At 71.8% G+C, this 18,565-nt stretch carries 10 protein-coding genes; 7 read left to right on the forward strand and 3 right to left on the reverse strand.

Annotation, left to right across the window (positions count from 1 at the left end):
* Window positions 1-86: 86 nt before the first annotated feature.
* The 3 genes from AC5DRG_RS34985 to moeZ all read left to right on the forward strand — a co-directional run bounded on the left by AC5DRG_RS34985 (window position 87) and on the right by moeZ (window position 3,025).
* Window positions 87-1,046, forward strand: coding sequence for an NAD-dependent epimerase/dehydratase family protein (locus AC5DRG_RS34985; protein WP_491803572.1), 960 nt, complete (start codon window positions 87-89; stop codon window positions 1,044-1,046).
* Window positions 1,034-1,783, forward strand: coding sequence for a spherulation-specific family 4 protein (locus tag AC5DRG_RS34990; RefSeq protein WP_491803573.1), 750 nt, complete (start codon window positions 1,034-1,036; stop codon window positions 1,781-1,783). The genes AC5DRG_RS34985 and AC5DRG_RS34990 overlap by 13 nt, the downstream gene beginning before the upstream one ends.
* A 63-nt stretch (window positions 1,784-1,846) precedes the next feature.
* Window positions 1,847-3,025: an adenylyltransferase/sulfurtransferase MoeZ gene (gene moeZ, locus AC5DRG_RS34995; RefSeq protein ID WP_491803574.1), complete on the forward strand. Its 1,179-nt coding sequence runs from the start codon at window positions 1,847-1,849 to the stop codon at window positions 3,023-3,025.
* Between the two features lie 77 nt (window positions 3,026-3,102).
* Here the strand turns inward: moeZ and AC5DRG_RS35000 are convergent, their stop codons facing one another.
* The 3 genes from AC5DRG_RS35000 to AC5DRG_RS35010 all read right to left on the reverse strand — a co-directional run bounded on the left by AC5DRG_RS35000 (window position 3,103) and on the right by AC5DRG_RS35010 (window position 9,183).
* Window positions 3,103-4,668 carry an alpha/beta hydrolase gene (locus tag AC5DRG_RS35000; protein WP_491803576.1) on the reverse strand — a complete coding sequence of 522 codons (1,566 nt, stop codon included), beginning with the start codon at window positions 4,666-4,668 and terminating at the stop codon, window positions 3,103-3,105.
* Between the two features lie 164 nt (window positions 4,669-4,832).
* Complete coding sequence (locus tag AC5DRG_RS35005; RefSeq protein WP_491803577.1) at window positions 4,833-6,377, reverse strand: alpha/beta hydrolase; 1,545 nt, start codon at window positions 6,375-6,377, stop codon at window positions 4,833-4,835.
* A gap of 73 nt (window positions 6,378-6,450) precedes the next feature.
* A complete protein-coding gene (locus AC5DRG_RS35010; protein ID WP_491803578.1) occupies window positions 6,451-9,183 on the reverse strand; it encodes a lysylphosphatidylglycerol synthase domain-containing protein in 2,733 nt (910 codons plus the stop codon).
* A 186-nt stretch (window positions 9,184-9,369) separates the two neighbouring features.
* Here AC5DRG_RS35010 and AC5DRG_RS35015 point away from each other — a divergent pair, with 186 nt between their 5' ends.
* The 4 genes from AC5DRG_RS35015 to AC5DRG_RS35030 all read left to right on the forward strand — a co-directional run bounded on the left by AC5DRG_RS35015 (window position 9,370) and on the right by AC5DRG_RS35030 (window position 18,513).
* Entirely contained in the window at window positions 9,370-9,756 is a 387-nt protein-coding gene (locus AC5DRG_RS35015; RefSeq protein ID WP_491803579.1) for an MGMT family protein, read from the forward strand.
* Between the two features lie 257 nt (window positions 9,757-10,013).
* Window positions 10,014-13,445, forward strand: a complete 3,432-nt coding sequence (locus AC5DRG_RS35020) for an ATP-dependent helicase (protein ID WP_491803580.1) — start codon at window positions 10,014-10,016, stop codon at window positions 13,443-13,445.
* Between the two features lie 135 nt (window positions 13,446-13,580).
* On the forward strand, window positions 13,581-17,090 hold the full coding sequence (locus AC5DRG_RS35025; protein WP_491803582.1) for an ATP-dependent helicase: 3,510 nt from the start codon (window positions 13,581-13,583) through the stop codon (window positions 17,088-17,090).
* Between the two features lie 10 nt (window positions 17,091-17,100).
* Entirely contained in the window at window positions 17,101-18,513 is a 1,413-nt protein-coding gene (locus tag AC5DRG_RS35030; RefSeq protein ID WP_491803583.1) for a dipeptidase, read from the forward strand.
* Window positions 18,514-18,565 lie beyond the last annotated feature (52 nt).

The raw sequence follows: 18,565 nt of genomic DNA on the forward strand, positions 1-18,565 counted from the left end.
CCGCCTCCGATCCACCACCCCCCCCGAGAAGGAGAACGCCAGATGATCACCTCCCGACCCGGAGACTCGGCCCCGGGAGCCGTCCGATGAGGGTTCTGCTGATCGGAGCCAACGGCTACCTCGGGCGCTTCGTCGCCGACCGCCTGCTCGCCGACCCCGCCGTCCAGCTCACCGCACTCGGCCGTGGCGACGACGCCGACGTCCGCTTCGACCTCGCGTCCGGCAGCCCTGGGGCGCTCACCCGCTTCCTCGACGCGGTCCACCCCGGGGTCGTCGTCAACTGCGCGGGCGCCACCCGCGGCGGCGCCCGCGAACTCACCCGGCACAACACCGTCGCCGTAGCCACCGTCTGCGAGGCCCTGCGCCGCAGCGGCTGCGGCGCCCGCCTGGTGCAGATCGGCTGCGGCGCCGAGTACGGCCCGAGCCAGCCCGGCTCCTCCACCGCCGAGGACGCCGTCCCCCGCCCCGGCGGCCCGTACGGCGTCAGCAAGCTCGCCGCCACCGAACTCGTCCTCGGCTCGGGCCTCGACGCCGTCGTCCTGCGCGTCTTCTCGCCGGCCGGCCCCGGCACCCCCGCCGGCTCCCCGCTGGGCCGCCTCGCCGAGGCGATGCGGCGCACGATGCAGTCCGGCGACGGCGAGCTGAAGCTCGGCGGCCTCGGTGCCCAGCGCGACTTCGTCGACGTGCGCGACGTGGCGCGGGCCGTGCACGCCGCCTCGCTGTCCGCCGCGCAGGGCGTCATCAACATCGGCTCGGGCCGTGCCGTCCGCCTCCGCGACGCCGCCGCCGTCCTCGCGCGCGTGGCCGGCTACGGCGGCGCCCTGCACGAACTCGACGGACCTCCCGGCCCGTTGCGGGCATCCATCGGGCACCCCCGCTCCGAATCCGACCACACGACCCCGGCCGCGTACCCGTACCCGGACGGCTGCGGCAGCTGGCAGCAGGCAGACGTGCGCACCGCACGCGACCGCCTCGGCTGGCGCCCCCGGATCAACCTCGAAGAGTCCCTCGCCGACATCTGGATGGAGGCGGCATGCCGCATCTGACCAGCACCGCAACGGGCACCACCGCCTTACACACCGGGCTCGGCTTCGGCATCCCCGGCTATGCCCACCCCCTGGTCGCCCCGACCGAGTGGGGCGAACTCAACCGCCCCGGCACCCCCTTGCACTGGGTAGTCCTCAACGTCGCCGACGGCCCCGGCGCACGCTCCGACCCGCACTGCCTGGAGGCGGTCGGCCGGCTCCGCAACGCGCGCGTCCGTGTCCTCGGCCACCTCGACACGACGTACGGAGCCCGTGCCTATGGCGAGTTGATCTCCGACGCGTACCGCTATCTCGACTGGTACCAGGTCGACGGCTTCGTCCTGGACCGCTGCCCCGTCGAACGCAGCGCGCTCCCCGAGATCCGCCGCACCGTCACCACGCTCCGCGCGATCAGTGACGACGCTCACATCGTCCTCGGCCACGGCACCCACCCCTACCCCGGCTTCGCCGAGAGCGCCGACCAGCTCGTCACCTTCTCCGGGCCGTGGAGCGACTACCGCTGGTCCCAGGTCGCGGAGTGGACCGCGGACTATCCGCCCGAGCGGTTCTGCCACCTCGTGCACGGGATGCCGCGCGGTCACCTCGACGAGGCGCTGCGCATCGCCCGCTGGCAGGGCGCCTCGACGATCTACTTCACCGACCGCACGGACCGCGGCGGCCGCACCGATCCCTGGGAGACGCTGCCCGGCTACTGGGACGAAATCGTCTCGCGGATCGGAACGGGTGTCTCGGAATGAAGAAGGCCATGGCAGTGTTACAGGGAGAACAACTGTAGTGATTGACCGACCAACGGAGACCCCGTGTCGCTGCCACCCCTGGTCGAGCCCGCTTCCGAGCTCACCGTAGACGAGGTCCGCAGGTACTCCCGTCACCTGATCATCCCCGACGTCGGGATGGACGGGCAGAAGCGGCTGAAGAACGCCAAGGTGCTCTGTGTGGGCGCCGGCGGCCTGGGCTCGCCGGCGCTGATGTACCTGGCCGCGGCGGGCGTGGGCACGCTCGGCATCGTGGAGTTCGACGAGGTCGACGAGTCGAACCTGCAGCGCCAGATCATCCACAGCCAGGCGGACATCGGCCGCTCCAAGGCCGAGTCGGCCCGTGACTCGGTCAAGGGCATCAACCCGTACGTGAACGTGGTCCTGCACGAAGAGCGGCTCGAAGCCGAGAACGTGATGGACATCTTCAGCCAGTACGACCTGATCGTCGACGGCACGGACAACTTCGCGACCCGCTACCTGGTCAACGACGCCGCCGTACTCCTGAACAAGCCGTACGTGTGGGGCTCGATCTACCGCTTCGACGGCCAGGCCTCCGTCTTCTGGTCCGAGCACGGCCCCTGCTACCGCTGCCTCTACCCGGAGCCCCCGCCCCCGGGCATGGTTCCCTCCTGCGCCGAGGGCGGCGTGCTGGGCGTGCTGTGCGCGTCCATCGGCTCCATCCAGGTCAACGAGGCCATCAAGCTCCTCGCGGGCATCGGCGAGCCGCTCGTCGGCCGCCTGATGATCTACGACGCCCTGGAGATGCAGTACCGCCAGGTCAAGGTCCGCAAGGACCCCAACTGCGCGGTCTGCGGCGAGAACCCGACCGTCACCGAGCTCATCGACTACGAGGCCTTCTGCGGCGTCGTCTCCGAGGAGGCCCAGCAGGCGGCCGCCGGCTCGACGATCACTCCCAAGCAGCTCAAGGAGTGGATCGACGACGGCGAGAACATCGAGATCATCGATGTCCGTGAGATCAACGAGTACGAGATCGTCTCGATCCCCGGCGCCAGGCTGATCCCGAAGAACGAGTTCCTCATGGGCACCGCCCTGGAGACCCTCCCGCAGGACAAGAAGATCGTCCTGCACTGCAAGACGGGTGTCCGCAGTGCGGAAGTCCTCGCCGTGCTGAAGTCCGCGGGCTTCGCCGACGCCGTGCACGTCGGCGGTGGCGTGATCGGCTGGGTCAACCAGATCGAGCCCAGCAAGCCGGTCTACTAGGCCAACGCCTTCTCGGAAGGGGCTCGGCACCAGGTGTGCCGGGCCCCTTCCCGCTGTCCGGGCTACGAGTGTCCGGGCTACGAGGCGCAGACCTTGCCGTCCTGCGGCACCTTGCCGTTCAGCAGATACGCGTTCACCGTGGAGTCGACGCAGTCGCTGCCGCTCCCGTACGCACCGTGTCCCTCGCCCTTCCAGGTGAGCTCCACACCGACGCCCTTGCCCAGCTCGTCCGCCATCCTGCGCGCACCCTCGTACGGCGTCGCCGGGTCCCCGGTGTTGCCCACCACGAGGATCGGCGCCGCACCGGACGCGCTCACCTCCGGAGTGTCGTACTGCCCGGCCACCGGCCAGTCGTGGCAGAACCCGGCCGTGTCCCAGCCCAGGAAGTCGCCGAAGACGGGCGAGATCTCCTCGAACTCGGGCAGCAGCTTCTTCGTCTGGGCCGACGTCAGCCGCTGCTTGTTGTCCAGGCACGATATGACCCGTTGTGACTGCGTCGCCGTGGAGTAGTGCCCGGTCACATCGCGCTCGTTGTAACCGTCGGCGAGGGACAGCAGCCTGGACCCGTCGCCCTGTTCCGCGGCGGCCAGAGCCGCGGTCAGACTGGGCCAGCTGGCCTTGCTGTACAGCGGCTGCACCAGGCCGGTGAGCGCCAGGGTCTCCGTCAGCTTCCGCCCGTACGACGTCGGCAGGGGATCCTCGTCGAGCCGCTTCAGCAGGTCCGCGATCTTCTGCGAGCCCTCCTCCGGGTCCTGATCCGTCGACTTGAGGTAGTCGTTCAGCGCGCGCTGGAAGCCCAGCGTCTGGTTCTTGGCATGGCCCACCGAGTCGGCACTGGGGTCGACGACGGCGTCGAGGGTCAGCCGCCCCACCCTCTGGGGGAACAAGTGGGCGTAGACGCCGCCGAGTTCGGTGCCGTAGGAGATGCCGAAGTAGTACAGCTTGTCGTCGCCCAGGACCTGGCGCATCAGGTCCATGTCGCGGACCGTGTCGGTGGTCGAGACGTGCGCCAGCAGCTTCCCGGCGGCCTTCTCACAGCCCTTGCCGAAGGCGGCGGCGTCCTGGAAGTACGCCAGTTCCTCGGCCGGGGTGTCCGGTGTCACGTCCACCGACTCCGCCGTCTGCACCGCCTTGTCGGAGCGGCAGCGGATCCCTTCACTGGCCCCGACCCCGCGCGGGTCCCAGCTCACCAGGTCGTACCGCTCGCGTAGCAGGGAGGCGGTGGAGGCGTAGTACGGCAGCGAGGAGACGCCAGAGTTGCCCGGACCGCCGAAGTTGAACAGGAGCGAGCCGATGCGGTTGTCGCCGCGGGCCTTGGCACGGATCAGCGCGAGGCCGATCGTCTCGCCGCCCGGATCCGCCCAGTCCAGGGGCGTCTTGAGCGTCGCGCACTGCCAGTCGGTGCCGGCCGCGGGGGAGTCGGAGGTGGCCTTGCAGCGTCCCCAGTCGAGCTTCTGCGAGGTCAGGGAGGCGGGCGGCGCGTAGGCCGCGCCGGAGGCGGCGGGCGAGGGTGCGGACGAGGACGAGGCGGTCGCCGGCGGCGTACTGCTCGTGTCCTTGCCGTCGTCGGACGAGCCGCCGCAGCCCGTCACCAGTAGTGCGGCGACGGCCGTCAGAGCCGTCCACCGTGCCAAACGCGCCATGTGCACTTCCCCCCTCGCGAGCCGTCCGCAGGGAGCCGCGGATGGCGGTGAGGTCATAGTAGGCGGATCATGGCACGGCCGTGACAGCCTGTGGATAACCCTTTGACCTGCACTTTTTCCCGAGGTGTCGGCTCGGCCCGCCGCCCGACCCCCTCGCCCTCGTGCTAGGAACAGACGGTCCCCGCCGCCGGCACCTTCCCGTCCAGCAGATAGCCGTTCACCGCGTTCTGCACGCACTTGTTCTTGCTGTCGTAGGCCCCGTGCCCCTGGCCCTTGTATGTCAGCTCGACCCCGACGCCCTTGCCCAGCGCGTCCACCATCCTGCCCGCGCCCTCGTACGGTGTGGCCGGATCTCCGGTGTTCCCCACGACGAGGATCGGCGCGGCCCCGGACGCGCTCACGTCGGGATGGTCGGCGGCGCCCGTCACGGCCCAGTCGGTGCAGCTGACCATCCCCCAGGCCAGGTAGTCGCCGAACAGGGCCGAGGCGGCCCGGAACTCGGGCAGCTTCCGCTCCACGTCGTCGGCGGTGTACCGCGGCTTGTCGTCGGTGCAGTTGATGGAGATGTTGGCCGCGGTGATGTTGCTGTACTCGCCGTTCTCGCTGCGCCCGTTCATCTCGTCGGACAGCAGCATCAGACCCCTGCCATCACCGTCGTAGGCCTGCTCCAGGCTCGCCGTGAGAAAATCCCAGAAGTCCTGCGAGTACAGCGCCTGCACGATGCCGTTGGTCGCCGCGGTCTGGGTCAGTTCGCGCGAGGAGTCCCCGGGGATCGGCTTGCTGTCGAGGTCCTTGAGCAGCTTGGAGATGCGGTCCTTGACGTCCTGGGCGGTGTCGCCGATCGGGCAGTCCTCCGTCTTCGAGGTGCAGTCCGCGGCGAAGTTGTCGAGCGCGAGCTGAAAGCCCTTGGCCTGGCTGAGCGAGCCCTGTTCCGGGTCCTGTGTGGGGTCGACGACCGCGTCGAAGACGGCACGGCCCACGTTCTTGGGGAACAAATGGGCGTAGACGCCGCCGAGTTCGGTGCCGTAGGAGATGCCGAAGTAGTACAGCTTGTCGTCGCCCAGCACCTGGCGCATCAGGTCCAGGTCGCGGGCCGCGTCGGTGGTGCGCACATACGGCAGGATCTTCTGGGAGTTCTCCTCGCAGGCCGCGTTGAACTCCCTGGTGCTGTCCAGGAGCTGGGTGCGCTCGGCCGCGTCGTCGGGTGTCGCGTCCTGCTGGAAGTACGCGTCGAGCTGCGGGGCGGTCTCGCACTCCACGCCCGCGCTGCGGCCGACCCCGCGCGGATCGAAGCTCACCAGGTCGTAGCGGGTGCGCAGTTTCGTGTAGTCCTCGGCGAAGGCGGGCAGGGTGGTGACGCCGGAGCCGCCGGGGCCGCCGAAGTTGAAGACGAGCGAGCCGATGCGCCGGTCCTCGGCGCCGCTCGCCTCGGCCCGGATCAGCGCGATACCGATCGTGTCGCCCTTCGGCTCGTCCCAGTCGAGGGGTGCCTTCAGCGTGGCGCACTTCCACTCGTCGCCGTTCGGCAGCGGGGTGGGCGCGTCGCCGCCGCCCTCCGACTCGGACGGGGCCGGGCAGTCCTTCCAGCTCAGCTGCTGGGCCGTCAGATCCTCGTCCTTGGAGTCGTCGCCGCAGCCCGCCAGCAGGGAGGAGAGCAGAAGGGCGGTCACGGTCAGGGCAGCGGCGCGCGGCAGGGAGGGAGTCGGCATGATCCCATCCTGAGGTCGCGCACGTCAGGGCGCTCGGGCACGGGCCGTACGAGGTACGGCGGCGGCCTTCGCGCTACAGCGCGCCCTTGCGCGTCAGGTGGTTGAAGGCAAGCCAGCCCGGCAGCACCGGCAGCCACAGCGTCAGCAGCCGGTACAGCAGCACGGCCGGCGCGGCGACCTCCTTGGGGAGACCCACGGCGATCAGACCGACCGTCAGGGTCGCCTCGACCGCGCCGACACCGCCCGGAGTCGGCGCCGCGGAACCGAGCGCGTTGCCAGCGAGGAAGACGACCGCGACGCTGGCCAGGCTGAGGTGCGTCGACTCGTCGCCGAACGCCCGGATCGACGCGTCGAGACACATCACGAAACAGGCCGTCAGCAGCAGCATGCCGCCGATGCCGGTGACCAGCTTCTGCGGCCGTTGCAGCACGTCGAGCATGCGCGGCACGACACCCGCGAAGAGTGACCGCACGCGCGTGGAGACGAATTTCCGCAGGAACGGCACCGATGTCACCACGAGCACGAGCACCGCCACCGTCAGCAGACCCGCGATCACCGTCCGGGACGGGGACAGCGACGGTGTCTTCTCCGTGCCGGTGAGATAGCCGAACGACAGCAGCATCAGGATGTGGCAGCCGAGCCCGAACAACTGCGACGCGCCGACACTCGCCACCGCCAGCCCCGGCCGCACACCCGCGCGCTGCAGGAAGCGCGTGTTGAGGGCGACACCGCCGACCGCGGCCGGCGCCACGATCTTCACGAACGACCCGGCGACCTGCGCCCCCACGGCCCGCAGGAACGGCACCCGCTCCGGCACGAACCCCAACAGGGCCATCGCCGCCGCGAAATAGCTCAGCGCCGAGAACAGCACGGCCGCGGCGACCCAGCCCCACTCGGCGTTGGTGATGAGCGGACCGAACTCGATGTGCGTGAGCTGCGTCAGCAGGAAGTACGCGCCGATGGCACCGGCGATGAAACTGATCAGCGTGCGCGGTCGCACCCGCTCCAGGCGGGCCGGCTCGACGGGCGCCTGCGGCCTGATCAGCAGCACCTCGTGACGGATCTGGGTGAGCAGATCCTCCTCGCGCGCCTCGTCCAGCGCCTCGTCGATGGCCCGCTTCTCGGCCCGCTGCTCCGCCCGAACGGCCTTCTTACCGGGCTTTTCGAGTACGACGGGACCGGCGGCGTCGTGGCTCTCCTCCAGCCGGGCCTGCCTGGCCAGCCGGGAGGCCTCCAGGACGGCCTCACGCTCGCGCTGCGCCCGCTCCCGGGCCAGTCTGCGCAGCGTCGCGCGCGTGGAGCGCGTCAGCGCGATGGGCTGGAGCATCGGCAGACAGTCGGCGACGGTGTCGGGGCCGAGCACACCGACCGCCGAGGCCACCGAGCGCTCGGCACCCACCCGCAGTCCGAGCGTCGTCATCAGCTGAGCGACGTCCATGCGCAGCAGCAGTTCTCCGGCGGCGATCTCACCGCCGCGCAGATCGGTGAGGATCACCGTGCCGGAACGATCCACCAAGATCGCGTCACCCGCGAGCCTGCGGTGCGCGATGCGCCGCGACTGGAGTGCCTGCACCTGGTGCCAGGTGTCCCGCAGCAAATCGTCGGTGATCTCCTCGTCGGCCAGCGAGTCGAGCGTGCGCCCGCCGGTGTGCTCGTAGACCAGCATCACGGCGTCGGGGCCGAGCTCCGAGGTGGCGATCAGCTTGGGCGCGTTGGCGCCGGCCGCGATGGCCGCGTACGCGAGCAGCGCTTCCTGCTCCAGGGCCTGACGCAGCGACTGGAGGCTGCGGCGCGTCGCGAAGCCGCGCAGCGTCAGATTGCGCCACACCCGGTAGAAGAAGCCCTGTGCCTGCTGCTCGCGGTCGACCACCGTGACGTCCAGCGGTGGGCCGTCCTCCAGGCTGACGAAGTAGCGCCGGCCGCGGTCGCCGGTCTCCGCGGCGTCCGGCACCTCCTCACGGGCGGCGCTCACCGGACGGAAGCCGACGTGCCGCAGACCGGCCATCAGCGTCCGCCCGGTGGGACGTACGTTGGGCGAGCCGACGGCGTAGAGCGTGCCGTAGGCCACGGTCCAGCCGATCAGCACCGTCAGGATGATCGAGAACGGCGTCGTGTACCCGGTGACCAGCATCGAGAACGCGTCGAGCATCAGCACGATCCACAGCACCGCACGCCAGCGTGGCCTGCGGGACATGCCGACGGCCGTCATGTACGCGATGACCGGCGCGAGATACCCGTGCACCGGGTCGGTGAGGGCGTGGATGTCGCCGGGCGAGGGCTGGGTGAGCGCTTCCTGGATCGAGTCCGGGGCGGCCTTGGCGACCCACAGGTCGGTGGCGAGGGTCACCCCGTGCGCGAGGACCGCCGCGAGCACGCCGTCGGCGATGCGCAGCCCGTCCCGCTTGATCAACCGCTCGATCGCGAACGCCACGGGCACCAGGAGGATCGCGATGCTGGACGCCAGCCCCGCGATCTTGATCAGCAGGTCGGGTGCCTGCCCGGTGCCTTTGTTGATGTCCTGTTCGAGGCCCGAGGTGGTGCCATGTGCGAACGCGGAGATCGACAGCAGTACGACGATGGCGAGCACGCCCACCAGGAGCCGCATCAGGTCGGACGGGCGGTGCACGCGCGCGGGGAGCAGCGGTTCGTCGCCCTCCACCTCGTCGACGTGCACCTCGTCGGCGGCGTCGACGATCTTCTCGTCCTGCTCGGTCTTCTCGTCCTCGTCCGCGGCGGTGTCCGGGCGCGACGAAGCGTCAGAGGTGCTGCCCTCCGCGTCTTCGGGCTGCGCACCCTGCTGCTTCATCGTCTCTTCTTGATCTCGTATCACCAGTCACCGCCCGCACGATGGTGGCATGCCCCACTGACACACACGGGTATCAGGGTGCAAATGCGGGGGCGCACAGTCTGCCCGAAGCGCCGCTCCGGGGCGAGGGATACGCACAGTCGCGCGCGCCTCACAGTGTCGTAGGCGTGCGGCAGGATGGGGCGGATGAGCCAGGAGAACCTTCCGGAGGACGCCCACCCGGAGTACGCGGACGCGCTGCCGGAGTACGCCGAGCGCGTCCTCCAGGTCGCCGAACTGATCCCGTCCGGGCGTGTCATGACGTACGGGGACGTCGCCGAATGGCTGGAGGAGGGTGGCCCGCGCCAGGTCGGCCGCGTGATGGCCCTCTACGGCGGAGCCGTGCCGTGGTGGCGTGTCATCCGCGCGGACGGCGTCCTGCTCCCGGGGCACGAACTGGAGGCGCTCGGCCACTACCGCACCGAGGGCACACCCCTGAAACAGGCGAGCAGGGCCGCCGAGGGCCACCTGCCCCGCGTCGACATGAAGCGGGCGCGATGGGACGGCGGCGAAGGCGCGGAGGGTCACACCTGACAGCTTCCGCCATGGGACGTGCCCGGGGGGAACCTGTGGCCCGTACGGGGGAGACAGGGCACGTCCGTGGCATGCCGTACGTTCGTGGGGCGAGGGGCGCGAGTGTCGCACGGGCCGGGAGGGAACAAGCGGAAGCCCTGCTTCCGTACGGACCGTCGGCGTAGCGTCGGCTGGACTCGTCCCCCTCATCCCGCGACCACCGCCCTGAACGCGCGGCGGACTGCCAACCAGCACACCCACCAGGACCGGCGAACCACGTGAGCTCCTCTTCCTCCACCAGGCGCCTGTCGCACTACCAGGTGCGACAGGGGAGCCGTGGCGCTTACCGACTGGTGCGTACCCCGCCGGCGCGAGTGGGTCCCCCTCGTCTGGACGCCGCACAGCGTGCGGTGGTTGACCACAGGGCAGGACCGCTGCTCGTCCTCGCGGGTCCCGGCACCGGCAAGACGACCACGCTCGTCGAGTCCGTGGCGGCGCGGATCGCCCAGGGAGGGGACCCCGCCCGGATCCTCGTGCTGACGTTCAGCCGCAAGGCCGCGGTCGAACTGCGCGACCGCATGGCCCTGCGCATAGGGGCGGCGCGCGCCCCGCAGGCGACGACCTTCCACTCGTTCTGCTACGCCCTGGTCCGCGCCCACCAGGACAGCGACCTGTTCGTGGAGCCCCTACGGCTCCTGTCCGGTCCCGAGCAGGACGTTGCCGTCCGTGAACTGCTCGCGGGGCAGCCCGATCTGGAGCGGCTCAGCCTCGCGCACGTGCGCTGGCCGGACGAACTGCGCGCCTGTCTGACCACGCGCGGCTTCGCCGACGAGGTCCGCGCGGTCCTCGCCCGCAGCCGCGAACTGGGCCTGGGCCCCGACGCCCTGGACGCCTTCGCCCGCCGCATCGGCCGCCCCGACTGGCGCGTCGCGGCCGCCTTCCTCGCCGAATACCTCGACGTGCTCGACATGCAGGGCGTGCTCGACTACGCGGAACTGGTCCACCGCGCGGTGCTCCTCGCCCACCAACCCGAGACCGCCGCGCACCTCGCCGCCCAGTACGACGCCGTCTTCGTCGACGAGTACCAGGACACCGACCCGGCACAGGTCCGGCTGCTGCACGCCCTCGCCGGCGGCGGCCGCACCCTCGTCGCCTTCGGCGACCCCGACCAGTCGATCTACGCGTTCCGGGGCGCCGACGTGAACGGGATCCTGGACTTCCCGGACGCCTTCCCGCGCGCGGACGGCCGCCCGGCCCGCGTCGAGGTCCTGCGGACCTCCCGCCGCTCCGGAGCCGATCTGCTGGCCGCCACCCGGCTGCTGACCCAGCGCATGCCGCTGACCCGGCTCCCGGCCGAGAAAGTTCGCGCCCACCGCGAGCTCGCTCCGGTACGGGACGGCGGCCGCACCGAGGTCTACACCTACCCGACACCCGGTACGGAGCTGGACAACATCGCCGACATCCTGCGCAGGGCACACCTGGAGGACGGCGTCCCCTGGCACGAGATGGCCGTCCTCGTGCGCGCAGGTTCCCGCACCATCCCGACGGTCCGGCGCGCCCTCACCGCGGCGGGCGTCCCGCTGGACATCGACGGCGACGACCTGCCCCTGCGGCACGAGCCGGCGGTGGCACCGCTGCTGACGGCACTGCGGGCGGTGGCCACGGCCGAGGCTTCGGTCCGTCCTGGGGGCGACACCGGGGGCGTGCGGTCCGAGGGCGACGACAATGACGTACGGGCCGAGAAGGCTGAGGTCGACGACGATGACGTAGCGGCTGAACAGGCCGAGAACGAGGCGGCGTCCGAAGAGCCGGGCTCCGACACCTCCTGGCTCGACACCGAGACCGCTCTGACCCTGCTCGCCTCCCCGCTCGCCGGCATGGACGCCGCCGACCTACGGCGTCTCGGTCGCGCCCTGCGCGAGGAGGAGCGGGCGGGGGGCAACGCGCTGCCGCCCCCGTCGGACGAGCTGCTCGCGCGGGCGCTTGCCGAACCGGAGCGCCTGGTCGCGCACGACCCGACGTACGCGCGCGGGGCGCAGCGCCTCGGTGCGCTGCTCAGGAAGGCGCGGGAGCGCCTGGCGGGCGGCGGTAGCGCCGAGGAGGCGCTCTGGGACCTGTGGGAGGGCACGCCGTGGCCGGGGCGGCTGGAGCGGGCCGCCCGGCGCGGCGGCGCTGCCGGGCGCAACGCCGACCGCGACCTGGACGCCGTGTGCGCGTTGTTCGCGACGGCGGCCCGCGCGGAGGAGCGCACCGGCGGCCGCGGTGCCCTGAACTTCCTGGAGGAGATCGACTCCGAGGACATCGCCGCCGACACGCTCACCCGGCGTGCCGTACGCCCCGACGCCGTGCGCCTGATGACCGCGCACCGCTCCAAGGGCCTGGAGTGGCGCCTGGTCGTCGTCGCCGGCGTGCAGGAGGGCCTGTGGCCCGACCTGCGCCGTCGCGGCTCCCTCCTGGAGGCCGACCGCATCGGCCGCGACGGACTCGCCGAGCCGCTCACCCCGGGCGCCCTGCTCACCGAGGAGCGCCGCCTCTTCTACGTCGCCGCGACACGCGCGCGTGAACGCCTCGTCGTGACCGCGGTCAAGGCCCCGGCGGACGACGGCGACCAGCCCTCCCGCTTCCTGACCGAACTCGGTGTCGAGCCCAAGGACGTCACGGGCCGCCCGCGCCGCCCGCTTTCGGTCGCCGCACTCGTCGCCGAACTCCGCGCCACGACGGTCGACCCGCGCGTGTCGGACACCCTCAGACAGGCCGCGGCCCGCCGCCTGGCCCGGCTCGCCGCACTCGCCGACGAGGACGGCCGCCCCCTGGTGCCGTCCGCGCACCCCTACCGCTGGTGGGGCATGTTCGAGCCGACCGAGAGCAAGGTGCCGCTGCGCAACCGCGACCAGCCCGTGGTGCTGTCCGGAAGCGCCCTCGACCAGCTCGCCAATACCTGTGCCCTGCAGTGGTTCCTGGGGCGCGAGGTGAAGGCCGACGCACCCGCGACGGCGGCCCAGGGCTTCGGCAACGTGGTGCACGTCCTCGCCGACGAGGTCGCCTCCGGACACACCCCGGCCGACCTCGCCGTCCTTATGGAGCGCCTGGACTCCGTGTGGAACGCGCTCGCCTTCGACGCGCCGTGGAAGTCGGCGCAGGAGAAGGAGAACGCGCGCGTGGCGCTCGAACGCTTCCTGAAGTGGCATGTCACCGATCGTGCGGGACGTACGCCGGTGGCGAGTGAGCACGACTTCGACGTCACCCTCGAAGCGGGCGACTACGAAGTGCGTATCCGCGGCTCCATGGACCGCGTCGAGGCGGACGGCGAGGGCCGGGCCTACGTCGTCGACTTCAAGACCGGCAAACAGACGCCCAGCGCGGCCGAGGTGGCCCGCCATCCGCAGCTCGCCGTCTACCAGCTCGCCGTCGGCGAGGGCGCCGTCGACGAGGCGTTCGACGGAGTACGGCCCGAAGCGGGCGGCGCCGAACTCGTCCAGCTGCGCCAGGGCGCCCCGCAGCGGGACGGCGGCGAGACCCTGCCCAAGGTGCAGGCCCAGCCCCCCCTGGAGGGGGAGGGGGCGGGGGAGTGGGTGGGCGACCTGCTGGCCACGGCCGCGGGCAAGGTCCTGGACGAGCGGTTCACACCGACTGCCGGCCAGCACTGCACGCACTGCGCGTTCCGGGCGTCGTGCAGCGCACGGCCGGAAGGCCGCCACGTCGTGGAGTGAGTGTCCGCGCGGTACGCGGCCGTGGCGTGCGAACACGTGTGTGACAGACCGCACCACACGTGCTGACCTGCGCTTCTCCCGGCCCTCAAGGCGATCCGGCCTCCACTGTCAGTGGCCGCCGCTAGCCTCTCCGACATGCCCGCCCGTATCACCGATCCCGATCAGCTCAAAGAGCTTCTCGGCATCCCGTTCACCCCGGAGCAGACGGCCTGCATCACCGCGCCGCCCGCCCCGCAGGTCATCGTGGCCGGAGCCGGGTCGGGCAAGACGACGGTGATGGCGGCACGCGTGGTGTGGCTGGTCGGCACCGGCCAGGTCGCCCCCGAACAGGTCCTCGGCCTGACCTTCACCAACAAGGCCGCCGGTGAACTCGCCGAGCGCGTCCGCAAGGCGTTGATCAAGGCGGGCGTCACCGACCCGGACGTCATCGACCCCGACAACCCGCCGGGCGAGCCGGTCATCTCCACCTACCACGCCTTCGCCGGCCGCCTCCTGACCGACCACGGCCTGCGCATCGGCCTGGAGCCGACGTCCCGCCTGCTCGCCGACGCCACCCGCTTCCAGCTCGCCGCACGCGTGCTGCGCGAGGCCCCCGGCCCCTACCCGGCGCTCACCCGCTCCTTCCCGGACCTGGTGAGCGACCTCCTCACCCTCGACGCCGAGCTCGCGGAACACCTCGTACAGCCCCAGGAACTGCGCGCGTGGGACGCCGGGCTGCTGCTCAGCCTGCAGGGCGCCAAACTCACCAACGCCGACCTGCGCAAGGTCCCCGAGACGGCGGCCGCCCGCCGTGAACTCGCCGAGCTGGTGGGCCGCTACCGGGCCGCCAAACGCGAGCGGGACCTGCTCGACTTCGGCGACCAGATCGCCCTGTCGGCGACTCTCGCCGGGATCCCCGAGGTGGGCCGCATCCTGCGCGACGAGTTCCGCGTGGTCCTGCTCGACGAGTACCAGGACACCTCGGTGGCCCAGCGCATCCTCCTCGCGGGTCTGTTCGGTGGCGGCACCGGCCACCCGGTGACCGCCGTCGGCGACCCCTGCCAGGCGATCTACGGCTGGCGCGGCGCCTCCGTCGCCAACCTCGACGACTTCCCCGAGCACTTCGCCCACGCCGACGGCCACCCCGCCACCCGCCAGTCGCTCAGCGAGAACCGCCGCAGCGGTGGCCGCCTCCTCGACCTTGCCAACGGCCTCGCGGAGCCCCTGCGCGCCATGCACGCGGGCGTGGAGGCCCTCCGCCCGGGCCCCGGCGCCGAGCGCGACGGCCTGGTCCGCTGCGCCCTGCTGCCCACCCACGCCGACGAGATCGACTGGCTCGCCGACTCCCTCGCCCATCTCGTACGCACCGGAAAGGAACCGGGCGAGATCGCCGTCCTGTGTCGCACGGCGACCGACTTCGCCGAGATCCAGGGCGCGCTCGTCGCCCGCGACATCCCGGTCGAGGTGGTCGGCCTGTCCGGGCTGCTGCACCTGCCCGAGATCGCCGACCTCGTCGCCGTCTGCGAGGTCCTCCAGGACCCCGGCGCCAACGCCTCCCTGGTCCGCCTGCTGACCGGCCCGCGCTGGCGCATCGGCCCGCGCGACCTGGCCCTCCTGGGACGGCGCGCCCGGCTGCTCGTCGCCCACGCGCGCGTGGGGGCCGACGACGATCCCGACCGTCGGCTCGCCGAGGCCGTCGAGGGGGTCGACCCGTCCGAGGTGATCTCGCTCGCGGACGCCCTCGACACGTTCGTGGAGACACCCCTGTACGGCGCCGGCGGCGACAGGGACGACGACGGGCTGCCCTTCTCCCCGGACGCGCGCGTGCGGTTCGCGCGCCTGGCCACCGAACTGCGCGACCTGCGCCGCTCCCTGTCCGACCCCCTGATGGACGTCCTGCACCGTGTCCTGGCCGTCACCGGACTGGAGGTCGAGCTGTCGGCGTCCCCGCACGCCCTGGCCGCCCGCCGCCGCGAAACCCTGTCCAACTTCCTGGACATCGCTGCCTCCTTCGCCGCGGGCGACGGCGAGGCGACCCTGCTGGCCTTCCTCGCCTTCCTGCGCACCGCCGCACAGTACGAGAAGGGCCTCGACAACGCCCTCCCCGGCGGCGAGAACACCGTCAAGGTCCTCACCGCGCACAAGTCCAAGGGCCTGGAGTGGGACGTCGTCGCCGTCCCCGGTCTGGTCACCGGGACCTTCCCGAGCACCAAGGGGCGCGAGAAGTGGACGGCCCAGGGCAAGGTGCTGCCGCACGAACTGCGCGGTGACACCGCCACACTCCCCGACGTCCAGTCCTGGGACTCACGCGGCCTGAAGGCCTTCCAGGAGGCCATGAAGGACCACCAGCACACCGAGGAACTCCGCCTCGGCTACGTCACCTTCACCCGCCCCCGCTCCCTGCTCCTCGGCTCGGGCCACTGGTGGGGGCCCAGCCAGAAGAAGCCGCGCGGACCGTCCGACTTCCTCCTGGCGCTGTACGACCACTGCACGGCCGGGTACGGCGAGATCGAGGCGTGGGCGGACGAGCCGGCCGAGGACGAGGAGAACCCGGCCCTGCACCGGGCGACCATCGACCAGGTGTGGCCGCTGCCCCTGGATGACGCGTCGCTGACCCGCCGCCGCGCCGCCGCCGAGACGGTCCTCGCGCACCTGGAGGAACTCGCCTCCCACACCGACGACCACCCGGCGGCCACACACGACCCGGACGTCCACGAGGACCCCGACTGGCCGCCACCTCCGGAGGACGACGAGCCCCCGTACGAGGAAGCCGCCTCCCCGGAAGAGGATTCCTCCGACTGGGAGGCGTGGACGACGGACCGGCCCGCCGTCCCGCACCAGGCGGGGGCCCCGGAACCCCCCGCCTCGGTGCCGCACGCGCGCCCGCACCCCACCGACCCCGAGAGCGTCCCCCTCACACCCGAGGAAGCACGCACCCTCGCCTCCTGGGACCGCGACCTCGACGCGCTCACCGGGGAGCTTCTCCGCGCGCGGGAGAGCGTCACGGACGTACTCCTGCCGCAATCGCTCACCGCGACCCAGGTGCTGCGCCTGGCCGCCGACCCGGACGGCCTCGCGCAGGAACTGGCCCGTCCCATGCCGCGCCCGCCGCAGCCCGCCGCGCGCCGTGGCACCCGCTTCCACGCCTGGGTCGAGGCCCGCTTCGAGGAACTGCGGCTGCCCATGCTCGAACCGGACGAACTGCCAGGCAGCGACGCCGAGATCGCCGACGAACGCGACCTGGAAGCCCTCAAGGACGCCTTCGAACGCACCGAGTACGCCCACCGCACGCCCTACCGCGTCGAGACCCCCTTCCAGCTCGCGATCGCCGGCCGTGTCGTACGGGGCCGTATCGACGCCGTCTACCGGGAGGGCGACGGCGACGCGACGACGTACGAGATCGTCGACTGGAAGACCAGCCGCACGCGCGCGGCCGATCCGCTCCAACTCGCCGTGTACCGGCTGGCCTGGGCCGAGCAGCGGGGTGTGCCCCTGGAGTCGGTCACGGCCGCGTTCGTGTACGTCCGCGGCGGCGAGGTCGTCAGGCCGGAAGGTCTCCTCGACCGGGCCGGGCTGGAGCGGCTGCTGGTGGAGGGGCCGGTCGCCGAAGGCGGGGAGGCGTCCGAGGAGGAACCGCCCGACCAGGATGTCGGTGCGGGCCGATAGGCTCGTGGACATGAGCCAGCCCGTTGACAGTGCCGTCAGCGCCGTCCGCACGCACATCGAGCAGCACCGCGCCGCTTTCCTCGGCGACCTCGCCGAGTGGCTGCGCATCCCTTCCGTGTCGGCCCAGCCCGATCATGCACCCGATGTACGGCGCAGCGCCGACTGGCTCGCCGCCAAACTCAGGGAAACCGGCTTCCCGACCACCGAGGTGTGGGCGACCCCCGGTGCCCCAGCCGTCTTCGCAGAGTGGCCCTCCGACGACCCCGAGGCGCCCACGGTCCTCGTCTACGGCCACCACGACGTGCAGCCCGCCGCCCGCGAGGACGGCTGGGACAGCGACCCCTTCGAGCCCGTCGTCCGCGACAACCGCCTCTACGCGCGCGGGGCGGCCGACGACAAGGGCCAGGTGTTCTTTCACACACTCGGCGTCCGCGCCCACCTCGCCGCCACGGGCCGCACCACCCCGGCCGTCCACCTGAAGCTGCTGATCGAGGGCGAGGAGGAGTCCGGGTCCCCGCACTTCCGTGCCCTCGTGGAGGAGAACGCCGAGCGGCTCGCCGCCGACGCCGTGATCGTCTCCGACACCGGCATGTGGTCCGAGGACACCCCGACCGTGTGTACCGGCATGCGCGGTCTCGCGGAGTGCGAGATCCAGCTGCACGGCCCCGACCAGGACATCCACTCCGGCTCCTTCGGCGGCGCCGTGCCCAACCCGGCGACCGCCGCCGCCCGCCTCGTCGCCGCACTGCACGACGAGCACGCACGCGTGGCCGTCCCCGGCTTCTACGACGGCATCGTCGAGCTCACCGACCGCGAGCGCGCACTCCTGGCCGAACTGCCCTTCGACGAGGACGAGTGGCTGCGCACGGCGAAGTCCCACGCGACCCACGGCGAGGCCGGCCACACCACCCTGGAGCGCATTTGGGCCCGCCCCACCGCCGAGGTCAACGGCATCGGCGGCGGCTACCAGGGCCCCGGCAGCAAGACGATCATCCCGTCGTCGGCCATGGTGAAGCTCTCCTTCCGGCTGGTCGCGGGCCAGGACCCCGATCACATCGAGAAGGCCGTCCGGGACTGGACCGCCGGGCAGGTGCCCGCCGGAATCCGCTACGAGCTCACGTTCGGCGCGGCCACGCGCCCGTGTCTGACACCGCTGGACCACCCGGCCCTGCAGTCCGTCGTCCGAGCCATGGGTCGCGCCTTCGACAAGCCCGTCCGCTTCACCCGCGAGGGCGGCTCGGGACCGGCCGCCGACCTCCAGGAGGTCCTCGGCGCACCCGTGCTCTTCCTGGGCATCTCCGTCCCCTCCGACGGCTGGCACGCCCCGAACGAGAAGGTCGAACTCGATCTGCTCCTCAAGGGCGTCGAGACCACCGCACACCTGTGGGGCGACCTCGCGGAGAACTGGCGCCGTGCGCCCTGACCGCCCCGCGCCGCCCGGGGCGGTACCCCGCGCGGGGCACACTGAAGGGGCC

Source organism: Streptomyces sp. JLBG701, from assembly GCF_058544905.1.